Below are 23,724 nucleotides of genomic sequence, written 5' to 3' on the forward strand. Positions count from 1 at the left end.
GCCCCGCGAATGCCTCCAAACGTCGGCGGCGCAGGCGTCGGCTCTACCAGATCCTCTACTGTGGAGGGTTGGCGATCGCCGACGATCCTTGGGGCCGTGCGGCGATGTTCCGCTCGATGGTCGACCGAGCGGATTCGGCCACAGCGGAGTGGGTCGACAATGCCTTGGCCCGAGCCGCGAAGGCGAGAATGGCGCCGCCGGGCACTGTCATTCCGTCCCTACTTGCCCGCCGTCTTGCTGCTGACCGACGATGGTTGTTCTGCGAGGCCGCCGCGTCGCTGCATCGGCCTGTGGCCAATGGGAACAGGGTCGAGGGGAAGTGGGCCGGGCGATGACGGTCGAGCGGGAGTGGGCCGGGCGATGACGGTCTAGCGGGAGTGGGCCGAGCGATAGGGCCGAGCGGGAGCGGGCAAAGCGATAGGGCCGAGCGACGAGGCCGAGCGGAAAATGGTCGAGCGCAAGGGGCCCGAGCGCAAGAGGGCCCGAACGCAAGAGGGCCCGAACGCAAGAGGGCCGGGGGAAGCCGGCCGAGCGGAGGCGGCCGAACGGGAGCGGGCCCAACGCAAGATGGCTGAGCGCAAGAGGATGGTGTCGCTGCTGCGATCGACGGTCTGGCGCGGAATCCGGGGCTCCCGCCGGCGTTGATCCGGCGGATGATCGCCGCGCGGGCCACCGCCAAAGTGGCGGAGCGACCCGGCCTGACCGAGGACATGATCGCGGCGATCATCGAGGCTGGTAAACATCGGTTTCTGCACACGTTGGCGCTCAACACGAGCGTGCCGCAATCCGTGGCCGTGCGGCTGTCGATGTCTTCCGACGAGATTGTTCGGGCTGCCCTCGCGGCGCGTTCGGGGCGTCCGCGCGAGGTGTATGCCGCGCTGGTCGAGGACCCGTTCCGATACGCCCGCGAGTGGCTCGCCCAGAACGACGATATTCCCGCCGATCTGCGCGCCCGCCTGACCGATGATCCGGACACCGAGGTGCGCGCCCTGCTCGGGCGGTGGTGGGTGGGAGCCCCCGACGAGGTCAGGCGGAAGCTGCTCACCGACCCGGTCGATCGCGTGCGAGTACGCGTGTAACACCTACTACGCGCGGCTGCCGAATCCCGTGCCGCCCGCCGATCTGGTGCCGGCGCTGGTGGCCGACCCGGTGACGCGCGCCGGGATGATCCGGCATCTGCCCGCTGGATCTTTCCTGGGTGACCGCGGATTCGGCTCTCCCTACCCCTGCTTCCGTGCCTCGGCCGCGCGCAGCACCACCTTGCCGCCCGACGTGCAGCGACGCCTCCTGGACGACGAGCGCAATGTGGTCCGGACGGCGATGTTCCGCAGGTTGGGCGACCGGATGGACCCGGCCACGGCGGAGCACATCGATCGGGCCTTCGGGCCGAATTGGAAGGTCCGGTGGCGCCCGGCCGACGATTACACGTTCCCGGTCGAGTTCCTGCGCCGCTTCGCGACCGACGACGATCCGCGGAGGCGGTGCCTGGCGCCGTGCGACCCGGATCTGCCGTCCGAGTCGTGCGCGCTGCCGACGATGATGCCGCCGTCCGTGGGGCGGTCGCGTCCCACCCGAATCTGCCCGGCTCGCCCTGCTGACCGACGGCTCGGTGGTTGTCTCGGACGAGGTCGCCGCCTCACCGCCTCACCGCATCTGCCCGTTGCCGGGATGGTGCGGTTAGTCTCGAAGCTCACGTAGGTCTCCGGCGATGGGGGCCGGCCTGCGGCGCGTGTCCCGCCGCAGGCCCGGCATGAGCAGGTCCCCGGCGAGGTCACGGGTCGGTTGAACGACCCGGTGATCCGCCCCTCCGGTCGGTGGAGGGGACACGCCATGCGTTATGTCGAGTTGTTGCGTCTTCCGGGGGCGGCGGCGTTCTTCGCGGCGGCGAGCATCGGCCGGGTGGGTATCGCGTCGAGTGGTCTCGCGGTCGTGCTGGCGGTGCGGTACGGCACCGGCTCCTATGCGACGGCGGGGCTGGTGGCCGGCTGCTTCGCGGCGGCCGAAGCGGTGGCCGGGCCACAGACGGCGCGGCTGATCGATCGGCACGGACAGACGCGGGTGCTTCCGGCCCTGTTGCTGGCGCATGCGACCGCGGTGGCGTTTCTGGTGGCGCCCGGAGGTCCACGATGGATGGCCGGGTTGCTGCTCGGCGCCACGGTTCCGCAGCTGGGGGCGCTGTCGGGCGCGCGGTGGGTGGCGTTGCTCGAACCGCCGGACCGGGCGGTGGCGTTCGCCCTGGAGTCACAGGCCAACGCGGTGGCGTTTCTGGTCGGGCCGGTCATGGTCAGCGCCGTCGCGGCGGCCGGGCGGCCCGTTCTGTGCCCGGTGCTGGCCGGCGGGCTGATCGTGGCCGGGGGACTGTGGCTGGCCGCCCAGCGGAAGACCGCGCCGGCGGGGATGCGCGGGGGGCCGGGACGCTCGGCGTTGCTGAGCCGGGCTTTCCTGGCGATGGCCGGAGTCAACGCGGCCCTCGGGGTGTTCTTCGGGGCGGTTCCGGTGGCGGTCACCGCGTTCACCGCCGAGCGGCACATCGAATACGCGGCAGCTGCGCTGTTCGCCGTGTCCAGCGGGGCCGGCCTGCTGGGTGGATGGCTGTACGGACGATGGCCGCGCGGCCGCCTCGCGACGGCGGCCGTTGCCCTGTGTGCCGGATCTGTCCCGCTGGTCCTGGCCGGCGGCCCGCTGCTGCTGGCGGCCGGGCTGGTGCTGACCGGCGCGGTGATCCCGGTGATTCTGGTGCTCGGCAACGTGCTCGTCGTCCGGATCGTCGACCGGGCGGCGCTGACCCAGGCCTACACGTGGCTCAACACAGCCGCCGCGACCGGGTCGGCGGCGGCCGTCTCCGCCGCCGGCTGGGCCATCGACCGCGGCGGTTCCCATGACGGCCTTCTGATCGCCGCCGGCGCCACCGTCGTGGTGGCCCTGATCGTGGGTTTTGGAGGGTGACCCAGCACGCACGTGGAGCGGAGCGACCCTCGGCGGGAGCGACGGTCTGCACCACCCACCCGGCTACGACCTCAAGCCTTTGATCTTCCGATTTCAGGCCGGCGTGGTCTTCGAGTCGAGCCACTTGTTGATGAGCGGCCCATACTCCTTGCCGGCTTTCTTGTTCACGAAGGCGATGAACGACGCGCGGTCCTGGTGGGTGTTCCGCTGGGTCTGGACCCAGTCGCGGGCCAGGGCGAAGAACGCCTTGTCGCCCAGCTTGTCGTGCAGTTCCTTGAGCATGGCGGCGGGGCAGAGGTAGACGTTGCTCTCGGCGAAGTACGCCGGGTTCGGTCGGCCGGGCGGGCCGGCCTTCTTGCGCAGCTTGGCGTCGTTCTGGCGGAGGTAGCGTTCCAGGTCGGCGTCGCTGAAGCCGTCGCGTTCCTGCTGCCAGAGATATTCCACGTACGTCGTCCAGCCCTCGTTGAGCCACAGGTCGGTCCACGTCCGGGTGGTGACCGAGTCGCCGAACCAGTGGTGCGCGTACTCGTGGACCAGCACGCTCTCGTAGTTGCCGGCCTGCTCCTTGTTCCACTTGCCGGTGACCTTGCCGCCCAGCGTGATCATCTGCTGGGTCTCCATGCCGGAGATCGAGTCGACGGTCACCACGCCGGCGGTCGGGAACGGGTAGGGGCCGAACTTCTTCTCCAGCCAGGTGATCGCGGCCGGGGACTTCTTGAGCACGGTGAGCAGGTTGTCGTCGACTTTGGGCCGGGTCCAGTAGGTGAGCGGCAGACCGTGCGGGCCGGTGGCGGTGGTCTTCTTGAACTTGCCCACGGCCAATGTCACCAGGTAGGTCGCGACCGGATCCTTGCTCGAGTAACGGAAGCCGGCCGACGGCGTGCCGCTCGCCACCGCGGACCAGCCCTTCGGCACGGTCACCGCGATGTCGTAGAGCGCCTCGTCGGACGGGTGCTCGTTGGCCGGGTACCAGGTCAGGGCGCCCCACGGCTCCTGCATGGCCCACAGCGAGCCGTCCTTGGTGACATGCAGGCCCAGGCCCTCGTCGGCGTCGCCGCGGCGGGACGGCATCGGCACGGTCTTCGGCGTCCCGTGGTAGTCGACGACGAGCGTGACCGGCCGGTCGGCGGTCACCGCCACCGGGACGGTCAGCTTCTCCTTGGCCACGGCGCCGGTCGCCGGGACGCCGTCGACGGTCACCTTGTCGACGGTCAGGGCGGTGAAGTCGAGCGACAGGCCGGCCGCGTCCTTGGTGGGGCGGATGCGCAGGGTCGCCGTGCCGGTCAGCGTCTTCGACGCCGGGGCCCAGTCGAGCTTCAGGTCGTAGTGCAGCACGTCCAGGCCGGGGTTGCCCCGCCGCGGGTAGAGCTTGTCGGCCACCGGCGCCGACTTCCCACCGGCCCAGGCGGCGTAGTCGACCGCCGGCGCCGCGGACGCCGAGGCCACGGGCGCGGGTGGGGCGGGGGCCGCCGGTGCGGAGGTGCAGCCCGCGACGAGAAGCGGGACGGCGAGGACGAGGAGGGCGCGGCGCATGGCGGAGACCGTACCCAAATGATCTTGACCCATGGGGGCAGGCCGAACAAAGCGCCTACTACGCTTGTCCCATGACCGTCACGACCCTGCCGTCCTACGACGATGCGATCAGCCGATACGAGCCCGTGATCGGCCTCGAGACGCATGTCGAGCTCGGGACCAGGACGAAGATGTTCTGCGGCTGTCCGACCGAGTTCGGCGCCGAGCCGAACACCCAGGTGTGCCCGGTCTGCCTGGCCCTGCCGGGGTCGCTGCCGGTGGCCAACCGGGCCGGCATCGAGGCGACCATCCGCATCGGCCTGGCGCTCAACTGTGACATCGCCGCCTGGTGCCGCATGGCCCGGAAGAACTACTTCTACCCGGACATGCCCAAGAACTTCCAGATCTCGCAGTACGACGAGCCGCTGTGCACCGACGGCTACGTGGACGTCGAGATCGACGGCGAGACCGTGCGGATCGGCATCGAGCGGGTCCACCTCGAGGAAGACACCGGCAAGACGCTGCACGTCGGCGGGGCCACCGGCCGCATCCACGGCGCCACCGAGTCGCTGGTCGACTACAACCGCGCCGGCATCCCGCTGGTCGAGATCGTCACCAAGCCGGTGCCGGGCATCGGCGCGCGGGCGCCCGAGGTGGCCCGGGCCTACGTCACCGAGCTGCGCGACATCATCCGCTCGCTCGGCGTCTCCGACGTCCGCATGGAGCAGGGCTCGCTCCGCTGCGACGTGAACACCTCGCTCAACCGGCCGGGCGCCGAGTGGGGCACCCGCACCGAGACCAAGAACGTGAACTCGCTGCGGTCGGTCGAGCGCGCGGTCCGCTCCGAGATCATCCGCCAGGCCGGCCTGCTCGACGCCGGCGGCCGGATCATCCAGGAGACGCGCCACTTCCAGGAGGACACCGGCGACACGCGCACCGGTCGTTCCAAGGAGGAGGCGACCGACTACCGCTACTTCCCCGAGCCCGACCTGGTGCCGATCGCGCCCGACCCGGCCTGGGTCGCGGAGCTCAAGGCGGCCCTGCCGGAACGGCCCAGCGTGAAGCGGGCCCGGCTGCGCGAGGTGTGGGGCATCAGCGAGGTCGACATGCAGTCGGTGGCCAACGCCGGCGCGGTCGAGCTGATCGAAGAGACGATCGCGGCCGGCTCGTCGCCCGCCGGCGCGCGCAAGTGGTGGATGGGTGAGCTGGCCCGCCGGGCCAACGAGACCGGCCTCGAGCTGGCCGCGCTCGGCGTGACGCCGGCCCAGGTCGCCCAGCTCCAGGCCCTGGTCGACGAGGGCAAGCTCAACGACAAGCTGGCGCGGGCGGTGCTCGAGGGCGTCGTGGCCGGCGAGGGCGACCCGGCCGCGGTGATGGCCGCGCGGGGGCTCGGGGTGGTGTCCGACACCGGCGCGCTCCAGGCCGCGGTCGACGAGGCCATCGCGGCCAACCCCGACGTCGCCGCCAAGGTTCGTGACGGCAAGATCGCCGCGGCCGGTGCGCTGGTCGGCGCGGTCATGAAGACCACGCGGGGCCAGGCCGACGCCAAGACCGTTCGCGAGCTGATCTTGGCGCGGCTCGGGCAGTAGATCTGGGGGTACGCCCACGGAGAGCCGGCGTGGCCCACACGCCGGCTCCGCGATGGGTCACCGCCGGTGCCCCACCGCCGGGTTGTCCCGCGGGGTTTCCGGTCCGCTCCCGATGGGGAAAATGGTGGGCCGTGGTCGACTACCCGCAGATGCTGCACACCGTCCTCGACGCCCTGAACGCGCGCGAGCTGGCCGATTTCTATCGCCACCTGCTCAACCTCAAGTACCGCCCCGGCGATGAGCCGGCCGGCGCCGAGGACGACCCCGACTGGCTGGTGCTGGTCGACGACGCCGGCGTCCGCAAGCTGGCCTTCCAGCGGGTCGACGAGCTGACGCCGACAACCTGGCCGCGCCCCGACGTGCCGATGCAGCTGCACGTCGACTTCACCGTGCCGAGCTTCGAGGAGCTGCAACGCCAGCGGGCCCGGGCCGAGTCGCTGGGCGCCACGATCCTGCTCGACCGCACCGACAACCAGGACGAGCCGCTGTACGTCTTCGCCGACCCGGCCGGCCACCCGTTCTGCATCTTCGTGGCGTAGCCGCCCGACATTCCCGGTGCGCATCGTCACCCTCGTCGCGTTCCTGGTGCTGCTGCTCGCCGCCCTGGCCGCATTGAGCATCGCGGGCTTCTACGCCGAGGACGGCCCGTCCGGTGACTACAGCTCGCCCGGCAGCTCCGACGGCAGCGGCGGCCACGATGGATCGGGGCGGAAGTCGCACCATGTGCCGTCGAAAGGGAACTCGCCCGCCTCGGCCAGCGCGATGATCTCGTGGCCGGCCGCGCGGACCCGACGCTCGTCCGGAACCCAGTAGGCGTCGGGCTCGGCGAGACGGGCGGTGAAGACCTCCTCGTCCTTCCAGCGCCAGGCGCGGTCGGGCCCGATCACCACATCGAGGTCCCAGTCGGCGGTGTCGAGGACGTCACCGTTCACCGCCGCGGGCGCCTCGATGTTGCCGTACCAGGCGATGAACGAACCGTCCGGCTCGAACAGCCAGCGGACCGAATAGTCGCGCCCGGCCGGGTGCCACGTCAGCGTCCCGCGCCGCGAGGTGATCGGAACCGGCACCCGCCGCGCCGACGACCACTCCGGCAACGGCGTCTGCGCCAGCCCCCGCCCGTCGGGCATGTTGAACAGCCAGCCCACGGTCCCCGCGGGCGACCAGAGCAGCACCCCGTCATCGTCGCGCCGCACCGGATGGAACGGAAACAGTCCACCGAGCTGATGCCGCTGCCAGTGCCGCACGTAGACCACCACGCCGCCATTCTGCCCGCCGCGACCGACGTCGCCGCTCCGGCGCGGCGAGGCGAGTCAGCGGGGCGGTGACCACCCGGGACAACCCGGCGGTGGGGCAGCGGGGGTGACCCACCGCTCAGCCCGCGGGTGGGCCACGTCGGCTCTTCGTTGTGCGTACCTTCGAATGTTCTTGATCTAGGGGCCTGATCGGGGGGTTATGGGGGTGACGCCGCTGCTGACGCTCGGGTTGGTGGTGGGCTCGGGCTCCTGGCCGATGACCTTGCGCTCCAGGGTGACCTCGGACTTGCCGGTGCCGCCGAGCTGGATGTCGTCGTAGGCCTTGAGCTGGTGCTGCTCGTCGAAGTAGAGGACGGACATCTGGATCGGGGTCGGCTCCTCCTTCTCCAGACCGCGCAGTCCGGCGCCGCCGGTGGAACCCTCGACCATCAGGCGGGTCTCCATGATCTCCTGCGGAGCCGACTGCGGGACCGGGGCGGAGGCCGAGGTCAGCGGCAGGACGGGAGGCTTGGGCAGGATGCTCACCCGGCGCTGGTGCAGGTGACCGGAGAGCACCAGCGGCACCGTGCCGGACAGCGGCGGCGCCATCGCCGGGTCGTGGACCAGGGCCAGGTCGACGCCGCCGGGCTGCGCCTCGATCGTGCCGGCCAGTTGCTCGCCCGCCCGGACCAGCGGTGACGAGGACGGGCCGTCGGCGTTGCCCACCACCGGCTCGGGCTGGTTGCCCTTGTCGGGGGTGAACTCGGGGTCGCCGATGCCGGCGACGGTCAGGCCCTCGATCGTGGTCGTCGTGTTGTCGAGGACGCGGGCGTTCGGCTGGCGGCGGACCGCGCCCTCGATGGCGATCGAGTCGTGGTTGCCGCGCACGTAGATGTACGGCGCGCCGATGGTGCCGATCTCCGAGACGTAGGTCTCCTCGGTGCTCGATCCCCAGTCGACGATGTCCCCGGTGTCGACCACCGCGTCGATGTCGAACTGCTTCACCACGGTGCGGATGATGTCCCACGAGGCCGGGTTCAGATGCAGGTCGGAGACGTGCAGGATGCGGGTGGAGTTCGCGGCCGGCTCGTACACCGGCAGGCTGGACACCGTCGCGTAGATCCGGCTCACGTTGCTGACCAGCTGGGAGAGCTGGTCGGCGTACCGGCCGTAGTTGTCGGCGATCCGGCGCGCGTCACCGACCACCGCCGGCGCGTTGACCAGCAGGCCCTCGTAGCGCGGCTCGCTGATCGAGTCGGGCCGCAGGGTGCCCGCGGCCAGGCCCATGCTGCCCGCGGTGATCGCCAGTGCCAGCGTCCCGGACCAGGCCATCCGGCGGGAGCTGCGGAACACCAGCGCCGCCAGCAGCAGCGAGGTGACCACCGACGCGCCGAGTGCCCGCAGCGCGAGCTTGACGACGCCCTGGGTGACGTCGTCGACCGCGCTCTGGCCGGCCGCGCTGATCGCCGTCGGGTCGTCGATCAGCGCCGCGGTGCGCTCCTGGTCGAGCGAGCCCAGGTTGACCTTCAGATGGATCGGCCCGGAGTGGCTGTCCAGGTGGAGCGACCCGAGCGGCGGGATGTCGACCTCGGTGCCGCCGGAGAACGACGGGCTGACCGACATCTCGGCGCGGAACGGGCCGACGGCCACCTCGGAATGGGCCAGCAGGAGCGTGCCGACGACCGTGCCGGCCACGCTGACCAGGGCGATCGTGGCACCGAGGCGTAGTCGTCCGGCCCAGCGGCCGGTCAGCGCGGGCCGCACGTATCTCGTCAGGAAGGAGCGCATCATCGTCAGATCGAGGCCGGCCTAGCTCCGGCCGGCGCCGCCGTCGGAGAAGACGAGCCGCAGGATGCGGTCGTCGCCGGCCTTGGGTTCACCGCCGGGCTCCTGGTTGGAGGTGGCGACCCAGAGCGAGCCGTCGGGGCCGGCGGCCAGCCCGCGGAGCCGGCCGTACTCGCCCTTGAGCAGTTCCCGCGGCTGCCCGATCAGGGTGCCGTTGCCGGTGGTGCTGACCAGCCACATCCGCCGGCCGAGCAGGCAGGCGGTGGCGATCGTGCGCTCCAGCACGGCCACGCCGGCGCAGGACGAGTCCTTGACCGGCCAACTGGCCAGCGGGTTGGTGAACGTGGCGTCGGGCGAGTCGCCGTCGGCCGCGGGCCAGCCGTAGTTCTTGCCCTTGGTGATCAGGTTGAGCTCACCGGTGGTGGCCTGGCCGGCGTCCGTCGCGTACATCCGCTTGCTGCTGTCCCAGGCCAGGCCGAGCACGTTGCGGTGGCCGGATGACCAGACCAGCGAGGTCTTCACCGGGTTGCCGGGCGCCGGCTTGCCCGCCGTGGTCATCCGGAGGATCTTGCCGCCGGTGCTCTTCGGGTTCTGCGCCAGCGTGCCGGCCTCGGTGGCGTCGGCCGTGCCGACGTAGAGGTAGCCGTCGGGGCCGAAGGCGATCTGGCCGCCGTTGTCGGTGTCGGAGCGGGGCAGGCCGGTGAGCACCGGGGCGGGCCGGCCGCCGATCTTGAGCTTGGCGACCCGGTTGTCGGTGGCGGTCGTGTAGTAGACGTACACCGTCTTGTCCTGGGCGTACTTCGGGGAGACGGCGACGCCGAGCAGGCCGCCGTCGCCGGCGCTGACCGGCTCGGTCAGCCGCTGCAGCTCGGTCACCTTGAGCCCGTCGGCGTCCGACTGCGGGCCGACCTGGAGGATGCGGTGGGTATCACGCTCGGTGACGAGGGCGCCGCCGTCCGGCAGGAACGCCATGCCCCAGGGCACGTCCAGGCCCTTGGCCAGCTCGGCGATCGCCACCTCTTGCTCGTCGTCGCCGCCGGGCGCGGCCGAACCGGCCGGTGCGGACAGCGTGGGCAGGTTGGGCGGTGCGCCCCCGACATCGGGATCGGGCGGCCCGAACGCGCACGCCGACGTGACGGCCATGGTGGCGGCGAGCACGACGGAGACGCTGCGGACGCGGGGCGACATGGGGTCCAGCGTAACCGCGCGCCGGAGCGGTCACCGCCGGTGACCCGTAGGGTTGGGCCCGTGAAGGTGTGGATCGCACATGAGAAGGGGCGCGGCCTGCTCGGCGACGTGCCACCCGGCGTGGTCGTCGAGGTGTGCGCGGACGCCCGGTCGCTGCCGTCCGACCCGGCCGACGTCGAGTTCTGGGTGCCGCCGTTCCTGGCCGGGGCCGACGTGGCCGCGCTGCTGGCCAAGCTCGGCGGGCTGCGGGTGATCCAGCTGCTGTCGGCCGGCGCCGACGTGTGGATCGGCCGGACCCCGCCCGGGGTGACCCTGTGCGACGGGCGTGGCGTGCACGACCGGCCGATGGCCGAGTGGGTGGTGGGCGCGGCGGTCGGGATGATGCGTGAGTTCCCCTCGTTCGCCCGTGCGCAGGAGCGTGGTGAATGGGCGTACGCCGCCCATGCGCCGACCCGGGAGCTGACCGGGGCCCGGGTGCTGATCGTCGGCGCGGGCTCGATCGGCGCCGAGATCGAACGGCACCTGGCCCCGTTCGACGTGACGGTCACCCGGGTGGCCCGCACGGCCCGGCCGGAACAGGACGTGCACGGCGTCGAAGAACTTCCCCGGCTGCTGCCGGACGCCGACGTGGTGGTGCTGATCGTGCCGCTCACCGAGCAGACCCGCGGCCTGGTCGACGCCGCCTTCCTGGCCGCCATGCCGGACGGCGCGCTGCTGGTCAACGGCGCCCGCGGGCCGGTGGTGGACACCGCCGCGCTGCTCACCGAGGTGGCCTCCGGCCGCATCTCGGCCGCCCTGGACGTGACCGACCCCGAACCGCTGCCGCCCGGCCATCCGCTGTGGCGGCTACCGAACGTGTTCATCACGCCGCATGTCGGCGGCTCGGTGCGCGGCATGCTGCCCCGGGGGTACGCCCTGGCCGGCGATCAGTTGCGGCGTCACCTGGCGGGCCAGGAGCTGATCAATCAGGTGACTGGGGGTTACTGACTTCCTGGCCGGCCGCCTTGAGGATCGCGGGCAGGTTGGCCGTCGTCACGCCGGTCAACGGCAACACCGAACCGTGGATCAGCACGGCGGACACCCGGCCGCGCCCGTCCGGGACCAGCTCGTCCACCTCGTCCCAGCTCACCGTGGTCGAGCCGAGCAGCGCGCGCACCCGGACCCGGTCGGGCCAGACGTCGGTGCCCGCCCGCAGCGCCCACACCAGCACGGCCAGCGGGATCAGGATGACCGGAGCCAGGGCCCACCGCGCGCCCGCGATCGGCAGCGTGCCGACCAGCGCGACCACGGCGGCGACCAGCAGGGCGCCGGACTTCCGGACGCGCACCACAGGCTTGCTGCTCACGGACGTCATCCTCGCACCTGGCCGTTTCGGTCAGGATTTGCCCCCGACGGGGTAAGACCGACGTCTCACGTTTGACCGTCGCCCGTCCATACCCGACGATCCGTTCATGCCAGGGGTGATGACCGACCCGTAACCTGATCGGGGGATCCGCGTTAGCCGATGCGGGCCCCTTCGACCGTGTGGAGAACCACCGACGTGCCATCGACCCGCTTCTACGCCGTGCCGGGCGCCGCCGCGCTCGTGCTGCTGGCGGGCGTCGCTGGACTGGTGCCGCCGCTGCCCGCGCTGGCCGTCGGCGTCGGCGTCCCCGCACTGTGGGCGTTCGGCGTGCTGGGCTGGTCGGCCTTCGTCATCCACCGCGCCTCCGGCGGCGTGTTCGCCGAATGCCGGGGCGCCGGGTTCGTCGCGCTGGGCGCGGTCTGCGCCGGGCTCACCGCGGCCACGCCGCTGGTGGTCAGCGGCCGGCAGACGCTGATCATCACGATCGGTCAGGGCCTGAGCGCGCTGTTCTTCATCCTGGGCGCGATGCTGCTGCCCGGGGCGTCGGCCTCCCTGGCCGTGCGGTTGCGGCGGGCGTTCGACGGGGTCGGGCTGGGCATCAGCCTCGCCTTCGCGGCCTGGCTGATCACCCCGATGAACGACTCGACGCCGACCGAACTGGGATCGACCCTGTGCTCGGCGGCCGGCGTGGCGATCGTGGCCGTGTCGGTGGTGCGGGCGAAGCCGTACCGCCGGGCGATCCTGATCTGCGGCAGCGGGGCGGTCGTGGCCCAGATCGGCATGTGCGTCATCGCCAACCTGCTCAGCTTCGGACACCTCGGGCCGCTGGTGCCGCTGTTCGCCCTGCCGGTGGTGGCCGGGCTCGCGCTGACCGCGTACGGCGGCACCCGGCGCAGCCCCACCCCGCTGGAGTACGCCGAGTCCCGCGAACCCGACCAGTACCTGACCGGCTACCCGCTGCTGGCCGTGCCCGCCGCGATCGGTGTCGTGGCCGCGGTCATCCACCTGGTCACGGTCGGCGAGTTCGACCGGGTGGCGATCGGGCTCGGTCTCACCATGGTCGGCATCCTCAGCCTCCGCGAGCTGCTCGTGGTCCGCGACATCCGGCGGTACGCGGGCCGGCTCAAGACCAAGGAAGCGCACTTCCGCTCGCTGGTCGCCGGGGCCACCGACCTGACCCTGGTGCTCAACGCCGACCTGGTGGTGACCTGGCAGTCGCCGGCCGCGGCCCGGCTGTTCGGGCTGGCCGAGGACGAGGTCGTCGGCCGCAACTTCCGGCAGCTCATCCACCCCGACGACGTGGCCGAGGCCCACCAGGTGATCAGCTCGGTGCTCGAGGGCGAACACGAGGACGGCCCGCCCGCCCTGATCACCGCGCGCCTCAAGGACGGCCAGCAGGTCTGGCGGGACACCGAGTCCACCGTGTCCGACCAGCGGTCGGTGCCCGAGGTCGCGGCGCTGGTCGTGCACGTGCGAGACGTCGGCGAGCGACGCCGGCTGGAACGCAAGCTGCACCGGATGTCGTACACCGACCAGCTCACCGGCCTGGCCAACCGCCGCGCGCTGATGCGTGACCTGCTGGAGTACCGCCGCCGCCCGGGACAACAGGGCACGCTGCTGGTGATCGACCTGCACGGGCTGGCCGAGATCAACGACTCCAAGGGCCGGGCGACCGGCGACGCGGTGCTGATCGAGGTCGGCCGCCGGATCCGCGGCCTGCTCGGCGACGAGGACATGGCCGCGCGGCTCGGTGGCGACGAGTTCGCGGTGCTGACCGCGGACGGCGCGGTGCTCGCGTACGCCCTGGCCACCCGCATCGTGACCCTGCTGATGGAGCCCTACCAGCTGCCCGGCGTGATCGTCGAGCTGCACACCAGCGTCGGCCTGGCCGAGCTGGCCGGCGGCAAGGACTCCGACGAGGTGATGCGCCACGCCGACCTGGCCCGCAGCCGTGCCCGCCAGCTCGGCCGCGACCGGGTCGAGTGGTACGACACCGACGTCGAGATCCAGCTGCACCGGCGGATGGATCTGGAACAGCAACTGCTCGACGCGGCCGACAACGGCGAGCTCGACCTCGTCTACCAGCCCGTGGTGAGCCTGAAGGACCGGCAGCCGGTCGGCGTCGAGGCGCTGCTGCGCTGGCGGCACCCCAAGCTGGGCACGATCATGCCGGCCGAGCTGCTGCCGATCGCCCGCGCCGTGGGCATCGCCGCCGACCTCGACGAATGGGTCCTCGACACCGCCTGCCACCAGCTCGTCAACTGGGCCGGCGGGGACAGCGACTTCTGGCTGTCGGTCAACGTCTCGCCCAAGGAACTGCTGACCGGCTTCACCTCGCGGGTCGAGAAGATCCTCCTCCGCCATCAGCTGCCGCCGGAGAGGCTGGTGGTCGAGGTGGCCGAGACGTGGATCGCCGAGGACGTGCCGGCGATCGTGGCGGCTCTGGCCGGGCTTCGCCGGCTTGGCGTACGCGCGGCGCTGGACGACTTCGGCGCCGGCCAGGCCTCCCTGTCCCACCTCCGGCGCCTCCCGGTCGACGTGCTGAAACTCGACCGGGTCCTGGTCAACACGCCGACCGAGGCGAACAGCGCGGCCGTCCTGGGCGTCGTGGTCAGCCTGGGCAAGCGCCTCGGGCTGGAGATCGTCGCCAAGGGGCTGGAGACCGACGACGAGATCACCCGGGCCCGCGAGGCCGGCTGCCTCTACGGCCAGGGGTTCGCGCTGGCCCGTCCCGCGCCGGCCGAGCGCATCGAGGCGTACCTCGACACGCACCGGGCCGCTCAGCCCTGAGTCTTGTCTATCCGGCTGGGGGTGCGGTGCTGCCGCGTGGGGTCAGTCGCGCCTGGGCCGCTTCGACGTGGTGCACCTCCTGGCCGGAGATGGCGTCGAGGAGCTGCCGGGCGGCCCGGGCGCCATAGGTGGCGATGTCCCGGCTCAGCGCGGTCAGCGCCGGATGCACCAGGCGGCACAGCGGCGAGTCGTCCCAGGCCACGATCGACAGGTCGGCCGGCACGCGCAGGCCCATCTCCTGGGCCACGGCCAGGCCCGCCACCGCCATCACGTCGTTGTCGTAGATCACCGCGGTCGGCCGCTCGGGCTCCATCAGCAGCGAGCGGGTGGCCCGCCCGCCCTCCTCACCGGTGTAGTCGGCCGGCACCGTCACCGCCGACTCGAAGCCCAGCGACCGGCAGATGTCGTCGAACGCCCGGCCCCGCGCCCGCGTGTGCATCAGTTCCGGCATGCCGCTGACCCGGGCGATCCGCCGATGTCCGAGCGCCGCCAGATAGCGCACCGCCTCGGCCACCGCCCCCGCGTCGTCCGACCACACCTGGCTGATCGACCCGGTGTCGCCCGGCCCGCCGATCACCACCGCGGGCAACTGCAATTCCTGGAGTACGGGGATCCGCGGATCGTCGTCGCGCAGGTCGCTGACGAAGACCCCGTCGACCCGCCGCTCGCCCCACCAGCGGCGGTAGACCTCGACCTCTTGCTCCGGGGAATCGACCAGCTGGAGCGTCAACGCGTACGACCGGGACGCCAGCTCGGCCTCGAACCCGCTGATCAGCCCCATGAAGAACGGCTCGACACTGAGAATCCGGGCGGGCCGGCTGAGCGTCAGCCCGACCGCGGCCGCCCGCGCCCCCGACAGGGCCCGAGCCGCGCTGTTCGGATTGAAGCCGATCTCCCGGGCGATCGCGATGATCCGCTCCCGGGTCGCCGCGGAGACCCCAGGCTGACCGTTGAGCGCATAAGACACCGCGCCCTTGGACACGCCCGCGCGCTCAGCGATGTCCGCAATAGTCGGCCGCTTCACTCACCCTCCCCGACGCACTCACGCTACCCGGCTGCACAAGTTACCCGACAGCCAGTGATCACTTGACCGGTTAAGCAACCGCCGACACCCTAACTCGCACCGAGGCGATCCTGGCTTAATCGTGACACGCCTCCACTATTGACACTCGCCGGGTCGCCCCATACGGTCACTCCTACTTACGCGGTTCAGTAAGTCACCCCGATTCGCTGTCGGGGCAGAGATCCGCCGCCGGGCGTCCCAATGCCTGTGGGGGCACGGGCGAGCTGGGGGGCGCGCCCGGGGCGCCGGCGGCGGGTCACAACCATTCCCAGCGGCGCGCTTTCCCGCACCCCGACACCGTCCCGGCCTACCAGGCCAGTCCGTAGTTTTCAGACCAAAAAACAACGGTAAGAACTGAGGGTTGATCAAGCTCTGTCCTGGCCCTTAGCGCGCCGTCCGTTTGGTGACGGTCGATGCTCAGGTGATGGGTTCGTGGCGACTCAGGATTTGTTCTCGGCCGATGAACTCGCGCGGCTCGGGGTTTCCCGGAGATCAACCGGGCGGAGTTGATCCGGTACTTCACGTTGACCGGGGCGGACGAGGCGTTCGTGCGTCATTCCGTACTGGTCGCAACGTGCTGGGCGTGGCGGTCCAGCTGTGCACACTGATGTGGCTCGGGTTCGTACCCGATGAGGTGGCAACGGCGCCGGACGCCGTGGTGGGCCGGTTGTCGCAACGGCTCGGGATTGCGATGGGTGAGCTGTTCGACCAGACGATCAGCGGCCGGGGAGCGGCGGCGAAGCAGAAGGTCGCCGAGGCTTTGGCCGAGCGGGCCAAGGGTGGGAGAACCGGCAGGCGTTGCTGGACGAGATCCTGACCATCGTGCTCGACACCGGGATCGGTGACGAGCAGATCGGTGCCGTGTTGCGTACCGGCATTGGCATGGACCGGATGCGCGCGGCGTGGGCGGAACGCCGTGAGCGGCTGCCGCGTGATCACGGCCAGTTGAGCATGCTGGACGCGTCGATGTCGTACCTGCGGCAGTTCGCCCCGGCGGTGCTCGCGGCGGTCCAGTTCGCTGGCGGGCCGAGTACCGAGCAGTTGCTGCAGGCGGTGAGCATGCTGACCGGGCTGTACGCGACCGGCACCCGCAAGGTCCCGGCGGGTGCCCGCGGAGGCCGATGCGTTGCGTGCTGAGCTGGCCGGGATGCTGCCGCGGGCGCGGTGTGCCGTACGACGTGCTGGCTTGGACCGCGGAGTGGTACTTCCCGCCTGAGACCCGGGAGGCGGCGAACGCCGCGGTGGTCAACTACCACCACCGACTCCCGCTCACGAGGGCGTTCGGCTCCGGCACTCTGTCGGCGTCGGACGGGCAGCGGTTCCCGGTCAAGGGCAAGTCCATCACCGCGCGGCACCTGTCGCGGTACTTCGCCCGCGGGCAGGGCGTCTCCACGTACACCCACGTCTCGGACCAGCACTCCACGTTCGACACGAAGGTCATGGTCGCGACGGCGCCGGAGTCGCACTACGTCCTCGATGGGTTGTTGGGCAACGAGACGGACCTTCCCGTGTTCGAGCGACGAGAACGTGCACTTCTACGGCACCCACTCCGTCGACATCGACGGGGAGCTGGCCCAGCTCCACACCGACGGCTACCGGCCGCTGCGGCTGAGCGATCCCACGGTGATCAGCTGACGCGGCAGGTACGCGTTGCGGGGAGGCGGGGGCAGGTCACGCCGGTCGCGGCGGGTGCAGTGCAGCGAGGGTGAGTTCGACGAGCCGGTCGCGGGCGGGGCGGGTGAGCGGCCCGGCGGCGGCGGCGCCGAGGGCATGCTGGCAGAACGCGGCGAGTTCACCGGCGGGAACGTCGCCGCGGACCGTGCCCGCATCGACGGCGGCCTGCACGACGCCAGTGAGCAGCTTGTGCAGGTGGTGCCGGGCCTGGCGGAGGTGCTCGGCGCGGTGCAGCGGGACGGCGAGGTCCGGGCCGTGCCCGGCCGTGCCGGGTTGGTGCCGGCCGCCGGACAGCTCCGCGAGGGTGGTCAGGACCAGCCGGAGCCGCTCGGCCGGTGCGGTATCGATTGCCGCGGCATGGGTGAGTTGGGTCAGATGTTGCTCGACCAGCCGCTCGTGCCAGGCCACGACGATGGCCTCGACGTCCGGGAAGTACTTGTAGAGCGTCGCCCGGCCGATCCCGGCGTGCGCCGCGATCTGCGACATCGTGACCGCGGCCAGGCCCTGCTCGGTGACCAGCGCGGCCGCGGCGTCGAGGATCGCGGCGTGCACCGTACGGCGGTGCTCGTCGATCGTCGTGCTCCACAGCCTCGGCACTCCGCCCACGATACACAACGCCCTGGCTATAGACATCGTGTCTTGTAACAAGACATTGTGTATTGCAAAAGTGGGTGAGCGTTGTTCCGATGTGAAGGAGGCCGTGGTGCCACGGTGGGTGAAGGGTTTCGTCATCGCAGGGCTGGTGCTGGTCGCGCTGGTGGCGGTGATGCTGCTGGCCGGGCACGGGCCGGGGCGGCACGGGCATCACGCGCTGCCGACGCCGGCTGCCGACGCGGTGAGGTCGAGGTGATCGGCCCTGCGGCGCGTCGGTTCGCGTTGGTGCTGCACGTGGGGGCGTCGGTGGGATGGCTCGGCGCGGTCGCCGTGTCGTTGGCGGTGGGCGTGCTCGGGCTGGCTGCCTCCGACGTGCAAGTGGTCCGAGGCGCGTACCTGCTGTTGGAGCCGTTGGGCTGGTGGACACTGATCCCGTTCAGCGTCGCGAGCCTGGCCACCGGACTGGTGCAGTCGCTCGGCACGCACTGGGGGCTGCTGCGGCACTACTGGGTGCTGATCAAGCTGGGGATGAACGTGTTCGCCACCGGCATCCTGCTGCTGTACACGCAGACCCTTGCGGTGCTCGCCGACACCGCCCGCGACCCGGCCGCCGGGGCGGCCCAGCTGCGTAACCCGTCACCGGTGGTCCATGCCGCCGGCGCGATCGTGCTGCTGCTCGTCGCGCTGGTGCTGTCGATCTACAAACCACGCGGTACCACCGCGTGGGCGACCGGAGCGCGGACGCCTGCCGGCACCGCGGCCTAGCCGGGCGGCGCCGTGGCCTCCGACACCCTTCCCTTATATACCCTAGGGGGGTATGTTCGGTGGCGAGAAGGAGGCCGTCATGGACCACGCACACCACCATCCGACCACCGCGTCATCGACCACCTGGGCCGCCGCCGCGCAGGCGACGCTGCACTGCCTCACCGGCTGCGCGATCGGCGAGGTGCTCGGCATGGTCATCGGTACCGCGCTGGGGCTGCACAACGCCGCCACGGTCGTGCTGTCGATCGCCCTGGCGTTCGTCTTCGGCTACGGCCTGACCATGCGCGGTGTGCTGCGCGCCGGCGTCAGTTTCCGCATCGCGCTGACGGTCGCCCTGGCCGCCGATACCGTGTCGATCGCGGTGATGGAACTGCTGGACAACGCGGTCATCGTCGCGGTGCCCGGTGCGATGAACGCGGGACTGACCAGCGTGTTGTTCTGGGCGTCGCTGGCGGGTTCACTGGTCGTGGCGTTCCTGCTGACCACCCCGGTGAACCGGTGGATGATCAGCCGGGGCAAGGGCCACGCCGTGGTGCACCAGTACCACCACGCCCACTGACCGGCACCTGGTACGCGGCGGCGGCCGCACCCCGAGCGGGGGTGCGGCCGCCGCGTCGCGTTCCTACACCTTCTTCAGCAAGTCCTGCATCTGGGTGATCTCCGCCTGCTGATCGGTGACGATCTTGTCGGCCAGGGCCTTGGCGTCCGGGCTGCTGCCCTGCGTGGACTCCTGCTTGGCCATCGTGACCGCGCCCTGATGGTGGGCGATCATCATGGTCAGGAACTGCTTGTCGAACGCGGCGCCCTTGGCATCCATGAGCTTGCTCATGTCGGCGTCCGTCATCGCGCCCGGCATCGGGCCGTGGCTCATGCTGCCCATGTCCATGCCGCCACTCATGCTCGGCATGGGAGCCGGCTTGTCCCACGCGGTCAGCCACCCGGTCATGGTGTCGATCTCAGGCTGCTGCGCCTGTTTGATCTTCGTAGCGAGGGCCTTGACGTCGGTGCTGGCGGCGCGGGTGTCGGCCAGCGACGCCATCTCGATGGCCTGCCGGTGGTGCTCGATCATCATCTGGGCGAACATCACGTCGGCGTCGTTGAACACCGTGTCCGCGCTGGCCGACGCGGCCGGTTCGGTGGTGGCCATACCCGACCCGTGATCCATCCCGGAGCTGGACGAGTCGGTGCCGCCGCAGGCCGACAACACCAGGGCGGCGGACACCGCCGCGCCGCCAATCAGGGCGCAGCGCAGCGCAGAAAAACGTATCAACACAACAAAGAAGCCTTTCGGTATCGGTGAACGTGCGCGGGCAAACCTCGGCGCCACACCCCAGCCCCGGAACGGAGCCGGCCGTGCGCGCCACGCGGTTCTAGATGCGCAGCACCGACACCGCGGCGAGCGTCAGACCGGCACGGCGCGGAGGCGGGCCGCGCGGTACCCGAAGCCGAGATCCGGACGAGCGGACACGCGCGCCGCCGGCGCGCGAGCGGGCCAGCAGCAGCACGGCCAACAGCACCAGCATCGCCAGGCCGGACAGCACCGCCAGGCAGACGCCCCAGCCGCCCATACCGCCGTGACCGCCGGCAGAACCGGCCGCATGCGGGCAACCAGGGCAGTCGTCGACCGCGCCGGCCGCCGCCGCGGCCAGAGCCGTATCGCCCATCATCACGGCCGGTGCCACCGTCAGCGTGGCCGGGCCGTGACTGGCGTGCTCGTGCATGCGCATCCCGGCGTGGCCGAGAGTGTGCATCGCCGCCAGGCCGAACAACGTGCACGCCAGCAGCACCCACCGGGCCACCCGCCCGGCGACAACCGTCGGCTCGCCTGTCACGGCAACCACGGTACCGGCCCCACCGGGCAAGCCGACTGCCCCAGGACGGCGACACCGCGCCCGTTCCACTTCCAAGGAAGTGGAACACCGAGGGCAACGGTCATCGACCCTCGACCGACTTGAATAATCGCCTGATCGGGCTAACATCGCTTCATGGCGATGAATCAGGATGGGTGCGTGACCGCGGCGGCCGCGGCCGGGATGACGCCGGCAGTCGCGCTGTTCCGCTCGCTGGCCGACGAGACCAGGCTGCGGATCGTAGCCCGTCTCGCCGCCGGTGAGGCCCGGGTGGTCGACCTGACCGGCGAGCTGGGGCTGGCACAGTCCACCGTCTCCAAGCACCTGGCCTGCCTGCGTGACTGTGGCCTGGTCGACTACCGCACCGAAGGCCGCCAGTCGTTCTACGCGCTGACCCGCCCGGAACTGATGGACCTGCTCGCTGCGGCCGAGGGCGTGCTCACCGCGACCGGCGCCGCTGTCGCCCTGTGCCCGGCCTACGGCACCGACACCACCGCGGTGACCCGGTGAGCGCCCCGACCCGCACAGCGCCGACCCCAGCACGGCGGGCCCAGCTCAACCGGCGCAGCCTGCACCTCGCCTACACGACCGCCGGCTACAACATGCTCGAAGGCGTCATCGCCGTGACCGCCGGCGCGGCCGCGTCGTCGGTCGCACTGCTCGGCTTCGGCCTGGACTCCTTCGTCGAAGTGTCTAGCGCACTGGTCGTGATCTGGCAGTTCCGCTCTCGGGTACCCGAGAACCGCGAGCGGCTGGCGCTGCGGCTGATCGCCGTGTCGTTCTTCGCCCTGGCCGCCTGGGTCACCGTCGACGCCGCGCGCTCACTGCTCAGCGCTGAGCGGGCCGAGACGTCACCGGTCGGCATCGGCATCGCCGCTGCCTCCGTCGTGGTCATGCCACTGCTGATCTGGGTCAAGCGGCGCACCGGCCGCGAACTCGGGTCGGCCACCGTGGTCGCCGACTCCATGCAGACCATGCTGTGCACCTACCTCTCGGTGATCGTGCTGGCCGGGCTGCTCCTCAACGCCACCCTCGGCTGGTGGTGGGCAGACCCGATCGCCGCGCTGATCATCGCCGCCGTCGCCGTCCGCGAAGGCATCGAGGCATGGCGCGGCGAACAATGCGACGACTGCGCCCCGCCTGCCACCGATGGCGAAGCCGACGGATGCGGATGCGCGCCCGGCTGCACCGACACCTGCTGCACCACAACGAGCTGACCCACCTGGCCACCAACGGCCGCAGCGCCGAGCTGACGGCCACACTCCCCGCCACCAGCATGACCCGCATCCCACAGGCCGGAATCACAGGAAACTGCGAACTGCCCCCGCGGCAACCCGCCATCTCGAAGCAGCCACCCCAGGCGCGTAGCCAGAAAAAGCCGGACCCGGGCCGCCAAGAGCGACAACCCGGGTCCGGACCAGAGACGACGACGACTTACTCAGGAACCTTGCGGTAGGCCCCGTCGCTGGCGCTGGTCGCCATCGACGCGTAGGCGCGCAGGGCCGCCGACACCGGCCGCTGCCGGTCGACCGGCGAGAACGGCCGCGGCCGCGACTCCTGTGCCGTCCGCCGCGCCGCCAGGTCTTCGTCGGAGACGTTCAGGGTGATGTTGCGGCCGGGGATGTCGATGGTGATCTCGTCGCCGGTTTCGACCAGGGCGATCAGCCCGCCGGACGCCGCCTCGGGGGAGACGTGGCCGATCGACAGGCCGGACGTGCCGCCGGAGAAGCGGCCGTCGGTGATCAACGCGCAGGCCTTGCCGAGGCCGCGGCCCTTCAGGAACGAGGTGGGGTAGAGCATTTCCTGCATGCCGGGGCCGCCGCGCGGGCCCTCGTAGCGGATGACCACCACGTCGCCCTCGACGACCTGCTTGCCGAGGATGCCGGCGACGGCGTCGTCCTGGCTTTCGTAGACGCGGGCGGGGCCGGTGAACTTCCACAGTTCCTCGGCGACGCCGGCGGTCTTCACCACGCAGCCCTCGGGGGCCAGGTTGCCGAAGAGGATGGCCAGGCCGCCGTCGGCGGTGTAGGCGTGGTCGACCGAGCGGATGCAGCCCTCGACCGCGTCGGTGTCGAGGGTGGCCCAGCGGTTCTCGGTGGAGAAGGGCTGGGTGGTGCGGACGCCGCCGGGGGCCGCGTGGAAGAGCTCGAGCGCCTCGTCGGAGGCGTGGCCGCTGCGGATGTCCCACGCGTCGAGCCAGGACGAGAGGTCGGGGGAGTGCACGGAGCGCACATTGGTGCGTAGTGCCCCGCCGCGGTTCAGTTCGCCGAGCAGCGCGGGGATGCCGCCGGCCCGGTGCACATCCTCCATGTGGTACTTCGGGCTGTTCGGCGCGACCTTGGACAAACACGGCACGCGGCGGGAGATCTCGTCGATGTCCGACACCTGGAAGTCGAGTTCGGCCTCGCGGGCGGCGGCCAGCAGGTGGAGCACCGTGTTGGTGGAGCCGCCCATGGCCACGTCGAGGGCGACCGCGTTCTCGAACGCCTCGCGGGAGGCGATGGCCCGGGGCAGCACCGACTCGTCGTCGTTCTCGTAGTACTGCTTGGCGATGTCGACGATCAGCGCGCCGGCCTTCTCGAACAGCGCCTTGCGGGCGGCATGCGTGGCCAGCGTCGACCCGTTGCCGGGCAGGGCCAGGCCGATCGCCTCGGTGAGGCAGTTCATCGAGTTGGCGGTGAACATGCCGGAGCAGGAACCGCAGGTCGGGCAGGCCGAGCGCTCGATGGTGTCGAGCTGGGCGTCGGTCACGTTCTCGTTGGCGCTGGCGCTCATCGCGTCGACCAGGTCGAGTTTCTCGTGCACGACGCCCTCGATGGCCACCGTCTTGCCGGCCTCCATCGGGCCGCCGGAGACGAAGACCGTGGGGATGTTGAGCCGCAGGGCCGCGATCAGCATGCCGGGGGTGATCTTGTCGCAGTTCGAGATGCAGACCAGGGCGTCGGCGCAATGCGCGTTGACCATGTATTCCACCGCGTCGGCGATCAGCTCACGGCTGGGCAGCGAATAGAGCATGCCGCCGTGGCCCATCGCGATGCCGTCGTCGACGGCGATGGTGTTGAACTCGCGCCCGACCCCGCCCGCCTCGGCGATCGAGTCGGCGACCAGGCCGCCGAGGTCCTTGAGGTGGACATGCCCCGGTACGAACTGGGTGAAGCTGTTGGCAATGGCCACGATCGGCTTGCCGAAATCGTCGTCGGTCATGCCGGTGGCGCGCCACAGGGCGCGCGCGCCGGCCATCGTCCGACCGTGGGTCGAGGTCCGGGAGCGCAGTTCAGGCATTCCTACAGTCTGCCACCGGCGGCCCGGGGACGGAGCTGTGGTCCACAGCACGGGACGCCGTTCGCAAAAACGTCACACTCCCCAAACGGTCGAAGATCCGGCACAGTGT

General features: G+C 71.1%; 22 protein-coding genes and 1 pseudogene. 13 read left to right on the top strand and 10 right to left on the bottom strand.

Annotated features, from left to right (window positions below):
* Positions 1-653: 653 nt before the first annotated feature.
* From AB0O15_RS06935 to AB0O15_RS06945, 3 genes are all read left to right on the top strand, one after another.
* Positions 654-1,079: a hypothetical protein gene (locus tag AB0O15_RS06935; RefSeq protein ID WP_364315063.1), complete on the top strand. Its 426-nt coding sequence runs from the start codon at positions 654-656 to the stop codon at positions 1,077-1,079.
* Between the two features lie 58 nt (positions 1,080-1,137).
* The gene (locus AB0O15_RS06940; protein WP_364315065.1) at positions 1,138-1,698 is read left to right on the top strand and encodes a hypothetical protein; all 561 of its coding nucleotides are present in this window, start codon (positions 1,138-1,140) and stop codon (positions 1,696-1,698) included.
* Positions 1,699-1,830: 132 nt separating this feature from the next.
* Entirely contained in the window at positions 1,831-2,946 is a 1,116-nt protein-coding gene (locus AB0O15_RS06945; RefSeq protein ID WP_364315068.1) for an MFS transporter, read from the top strand.
* Between the two features lie 93 nt (positions 2,947-3,039).
* Here the strand turns inward: AB0O15_RS06945 and AB0O15_RS06950 are convergent, their stop codons facing one another.
* Positions 3,040-4,479, bottom strand: a complete 1,440-nt coding sequence (locus AB0O15_RS06950; RefSeq protein WP_364315069.1) for a M1 family metallopeptidase — start codon at positions 4,477-4,479, stop codon at positions 3,040-3,042.
* A 71-nt stretch (positions 4,480-4,550) separates the two neighbouring features.
* On the opposite strand from AB0O15_RS06950, the gene gatB reads away from it, so the two are divergent.
* Together gatB and AB0O15_RS06960 are read left to right on the top strand one after the other, a co-directional pair.
* Positions 4,551-6,047, top strand: a complete 1,497-nt coding sequence (gatB, locus tag AB0O15_RS06955) for an Asp-tRNA(Asn)/Glu-tRNA(Gln) amidotransferase subunit GatB (protein WP_364315072.1) — start codon at positions 4,551-4,553, stop codon at positions 6,045-6,047.
* A gap of 131 nt (positions 6,048-6,178) precedes the next feature.
* Positions 6,179-6,586 carry a VOC family protein gene (locus AB0O15_RS06960; RefSeq protein ID WP_364315075.1) on the top strand — a complete coding sequence of 136 codons (408 nt, stop codon included), beginning with the start codon at positions 6,179-6,181 and terminating at the stop codon, positions 6,584-6,586.
* 117 nt (positions 6,587-6,703) lie between these two features.
* Here the strand turns inward: AB0O15_RS06960 and AB0O15_RS06965 are convergent, their stop codons facing one another.
* The 3 genes from AB0O15_RS06965 to AB0O15_RS06975 all read right to left on the bottom strand — a co-directional run bounded on the left by AB0O15_RS06965 (position 6,704) and on the right by AB0O15_RS06975 (position 10,252).
* Positions 6,704-7,303, bottom strand: a complete 600-nt coding sequence (locus AB0O15_RS06965; RefSeq protein WP_364315077.1) for a DUF402 domain-containing protein — start codon at positions 7,301-7,303, stop codon at positions 6,704-6,706.
* Between the two features lie 174 nt (positions 7,304-7,477).
* Complete coding sequence (locus AB0O15_RS06970; protein WP_364315080.1) at positions 7,478-9,070, bottom strand: metallophosphoesterase; 1,593 nt, start codon at positions 9,068-9,070, stop codon at positions 7,478-7,480.
* Between the two features lie 18 nt (positions 9,071-9,088).
* On the bottom strand, positions 9,089-10,252 hold the full coding sequence (locus AB0O15_RS06975) for a PQQ-dependent sugar dehydrogenase (RefSeq protein WP_364315082.1): 1,164 nt from the start codon (positions 10,250-10,252) through the stop codon (positions 9,089-9,091).
* Between the two features lie 60 nt (positions 10,253-10,312).
* Between AB0O15_RS06975 and AB0O15_RS06980 the strand changes: the two genes are divergently transcribed.
* Positions 10,313-11,239, top strand: a complete 927-nt coding sequence (locus AB0O15_RS06980; protein WP_364315085.1) for a 2-hydroxyacid dehydrogenase — start codon at positions 10,313-10,315, stop codon at positions 11,237-11,239.
* On the opposite strand, the gene AB0O15_RS06985 is transcribed toward AB0O15_RS06980, so the two are convergent.
* Positions 11,214-11,606, bottom strand: a complete 393-nt coding sequence (locus AB0O15_RS06985) for a PH domain-containing protein (RefSeq protein ID WP_364315088.1) — start codon at positions 11,604-11,606, stop codon at positions 11,214-11,216. The genes AB0O15_RS06980 and AB0O15_RS06985 overlap by 26 nt on opposite strands.
* A gap of 186 nt (positions 11,607-11,792) precedes the next feature.
* Here AB0O15_RS06985 and AB0O15_RS06990 point away from each other — a divergent pair, with 186 nt between their 5' ends.
* The gene (locus tag AB0O15_RS06990; protein WP_364315091.1) at positions 11,793-14,387 is read left to right on the top strand and encodes an EAL domain-containing protein; all 2,595 of its coding nucleotides are present in this window, start codon (positions 11,793-11,795) and stop codon (positions 14,385-14,387) included.
* Positions 14,388-14,394: 7 nt separating this feature from the next.
* On the opposite strand, the gene AB0O15_RS06995 is transcribed toward AB0O15_RS06990, so the two are convergent.
* Positions 14,395-15,411, bottom strand: coding sequence for a LacI family DNA-binding transcriptional regulator (locus tag AB0O15_RS06995; RefSeq protein ID WP_364315094.1), 1,017 nt, complete (start codon positions 15,409-15,411; stop codon positions 14,395-14,397).
* A 471-nt stretch (positions 15,412-15,882) separates the two neighbouring features.
* Between AB0O15_RS06995 and AB0O15_RS07000 the strand changes: the two are divergent.
* A pseudogene (locus AB0O15_RS07000) lies at positions 15,883-16,967 on the top strand (Tn3 family transposase); the annotation flags it as partial.
* A 154-nt stretch (positions 16,968-17,121) separates the two neighbouring features.
* On the opposite strand, the gene AB0O15_RS07005 reads toward AB0O15_RS07000, so the two are convergent.
* The gene (locus AB0O15_RS07005; protein ID WP_364315096.1) at positions 17,122-17,721 is read right to left on the bottom strand and encodes a TetR/AcrR family transcriptional regulator; all 600 of its coding nucleotides are present in this window, start codon (positions 17,719-17,721) and stop codon (positions 17,122-17,124) included.
* A gap of 106 nt (positions 17,722-17,827) precedes the next feature.
* On the opposite strand from AB0O15_RS07005, the gene AB0O15_RS07010 reads away from it, so the two are divergent.
* From AB0O15_RS07010 to AB0O15_RS07020, 3 genes are all read left to right on the top strand, one after another.
* A complete protein-coding gene (locus AB0O15_RS07010; RefSeq protein WP_364315098.1) occupies positions 17,828-17,974 on the top strand; it encodes a hypothetical protein in 147 nt (48 codons plus the stop codon).
* 38 nt (positions 17,975-18,012) lie between these two features.
* On the top strand, positions 18,013-18,483 hold the full coding sequence (locus AB0O15_RS07015) for a DUF2269 domain-containing protein (protein WP_364315101.1): 471 nt from the start codon (positions 18,013-18,015) through the stop codon (positions 18,481-18,483).
* Between the two features lie 79 nt (positions 18,484-18,562).
* Positions 18,563-19,042, top strand: coding sequence for a DUF4396 domain-containing protein (locus AB0O15_RS07020; protein ID WP_364315103.1), 480 nt, complete (start codon positions 18,563-18,565; stop codon positions 19,040-19,042).
* Positions 19,043-19,105: 63 nt separating this feature from the next.
* Here AB0O15_RS07020 and AB0O15_RS07025 read toward each other — a convergent pair whose 3' ends face one another.
* A complete protein-coding gene (locus AB0O15_RS07025) occupies positions 19,106-19,810 on the bottom strand; it encodes a DUF305 domain-containing protein (protein WP_364315106.1) in 705 nt (234 codons plus the stop codon).
* 43 nt (positions 19,811-19,853) lie between these two features.
* Positions 19,854-20,315 (bottom strand): hypothetical protein, encoded by a 462-nt coding sequence (locus tag AB0O15_RS07030; protein ID WP_364315109.1) that lies wholly within the window; start codon positions 20,313-20,315, stop codon positions 19,854-19,856.
* Between the two features lie 153 nt (positions 20,316-20,468).
* On the opposite strand from AB0O15_RS07030, the gene AB0O15_RS07035 reads away from it, so the two are divergent.
* Both AB0O15_RS07035 and AB0O15_RS07040 read left to right on the top strand, forming a co-directional pair.
* A complete protein-coding gene (locus AB0O15_RS07035) occupies positions 20,469-20,843 on the top strand; it encodes a metalloregulator ArsR/SmtB family transcription factor (protein WP_364315112.1) in 375 nt (124 codons plus the stop codon).
* A complete protein-coding gene (locus tag AB0O15_RS07040; RefSeq protein WP_364315115.1) occupies positions 20,840-21,550 on the top strand; it encodes a cation transporter in 711 nt (236 codons plus the stop codon). Before AB0O15_RS07035 ends, AB0O15_RS07040 begins: the two co-directional genes overlap by 4 nt.
* 217 nt (positions 21,551-21,767) lie before the next feature.
* Here AB0O15_RS07040 and ilvD read toward each other — a convergent pair whose 3' ends face one another.
* A complete protein-coding gene (ilvD, locus tag AB0O15_RS07045; RefSeq protein WP_364315118.1) occupies positions 21,768-23,615 on the bottom strand; it encodes a dihydroxy-acid dehydratase in 1,848 nt (615 codons plus the stop codon).
* Positions 23,616-23,724: the final 109 nt, after the last annotated feature.

It is taken from the genome of Actinoplanes sp. NPDC089786, assembly GCF_040684855.1.
Lineage (GTDB): Bacteria > Actinomycetota > Actinomycetes > Mycobacteriales > Micromonosporaceae > Actinoplanes.

What these genes read in the sequence shown, in the direction of transcription:
- AB0O15_RS06935 (WP_364315063.1), top strand. Translation starts at nt 654, where the DNA reads ATGATCGCCGCGCGGGCCACCGCCAAAGTGGCGGAGCGACCCGGCCTG.
- AB0O15_RS06945 (WP_364315068.1), top strand. Translation starts at nt 1,831, where the DNA reads ATGCGTTATGTCGAGTTGTTGCGTCTTCCGGGGGCGGCGGCGTTCTTC.
- AB0O15_RS06950 (WP_364315069.1), bottom strand. Translation starts at nt 4,479, where the DNA reads ATGCGCCGCGCCCTCCTCGTCCTCGCCGTCCCGCTTCTCGTCGCGGGC.
- AB0O15_RS06975 (WP_364315082.1), bottom strand. Translation starts at nt 10,252, where the DNA reads ATGTCGCCCCGCGTCCGCAGCGTCTCCGTCGTGCTCGCCGCCACCATG.
- AB0O15_RS06970 (WP_364315080.1), bottom strand. Translation starts at nt 9,070, where the DNA reads ATGATGCGCTCCTTCCTGACGAGATACGTGCGGCCCGCGCTGACCGGC.
- AB0O15_RS07035 (WP_364315112.1), top strand. Translation starts at nt 20,469, where the DNA reads ATGGCGATGAATCAGGATGGGTGCGTGACCGCGGCGGCCGCGGCCGGG.
- AB0O15_RS06985 (WP_364315088.1), bottom strand. Translation starts at nt 11,606, where the DNA reads ATGACGTCCGTGAGCAGCAAGCCTGTGGTGCGCGTCCGGAAGTCCGGC.
- gatB (WP_364315072.1), top strand. Translation starts at nt 4,551, where the DNA reads ATGACCGTCACGACCCTGCCGTCCTACGACGATGCGATCAGCCGATAC.
- ilvD (WP_364315118.1), bottom strand. Translation starts at nt 23,615, where the DNA reads ATGCCTGAACTGCGCTCCCGGACCTCGACCCACGGTCGGACGATGGCC.
- AB0O15_RS07020 (WP_364315103.1), top strand. Translation starts at nt 18,563, where the DNA reads ATGGACCACGCACACCACCATCCGACCACCGCGTCATCGACCACCTGG.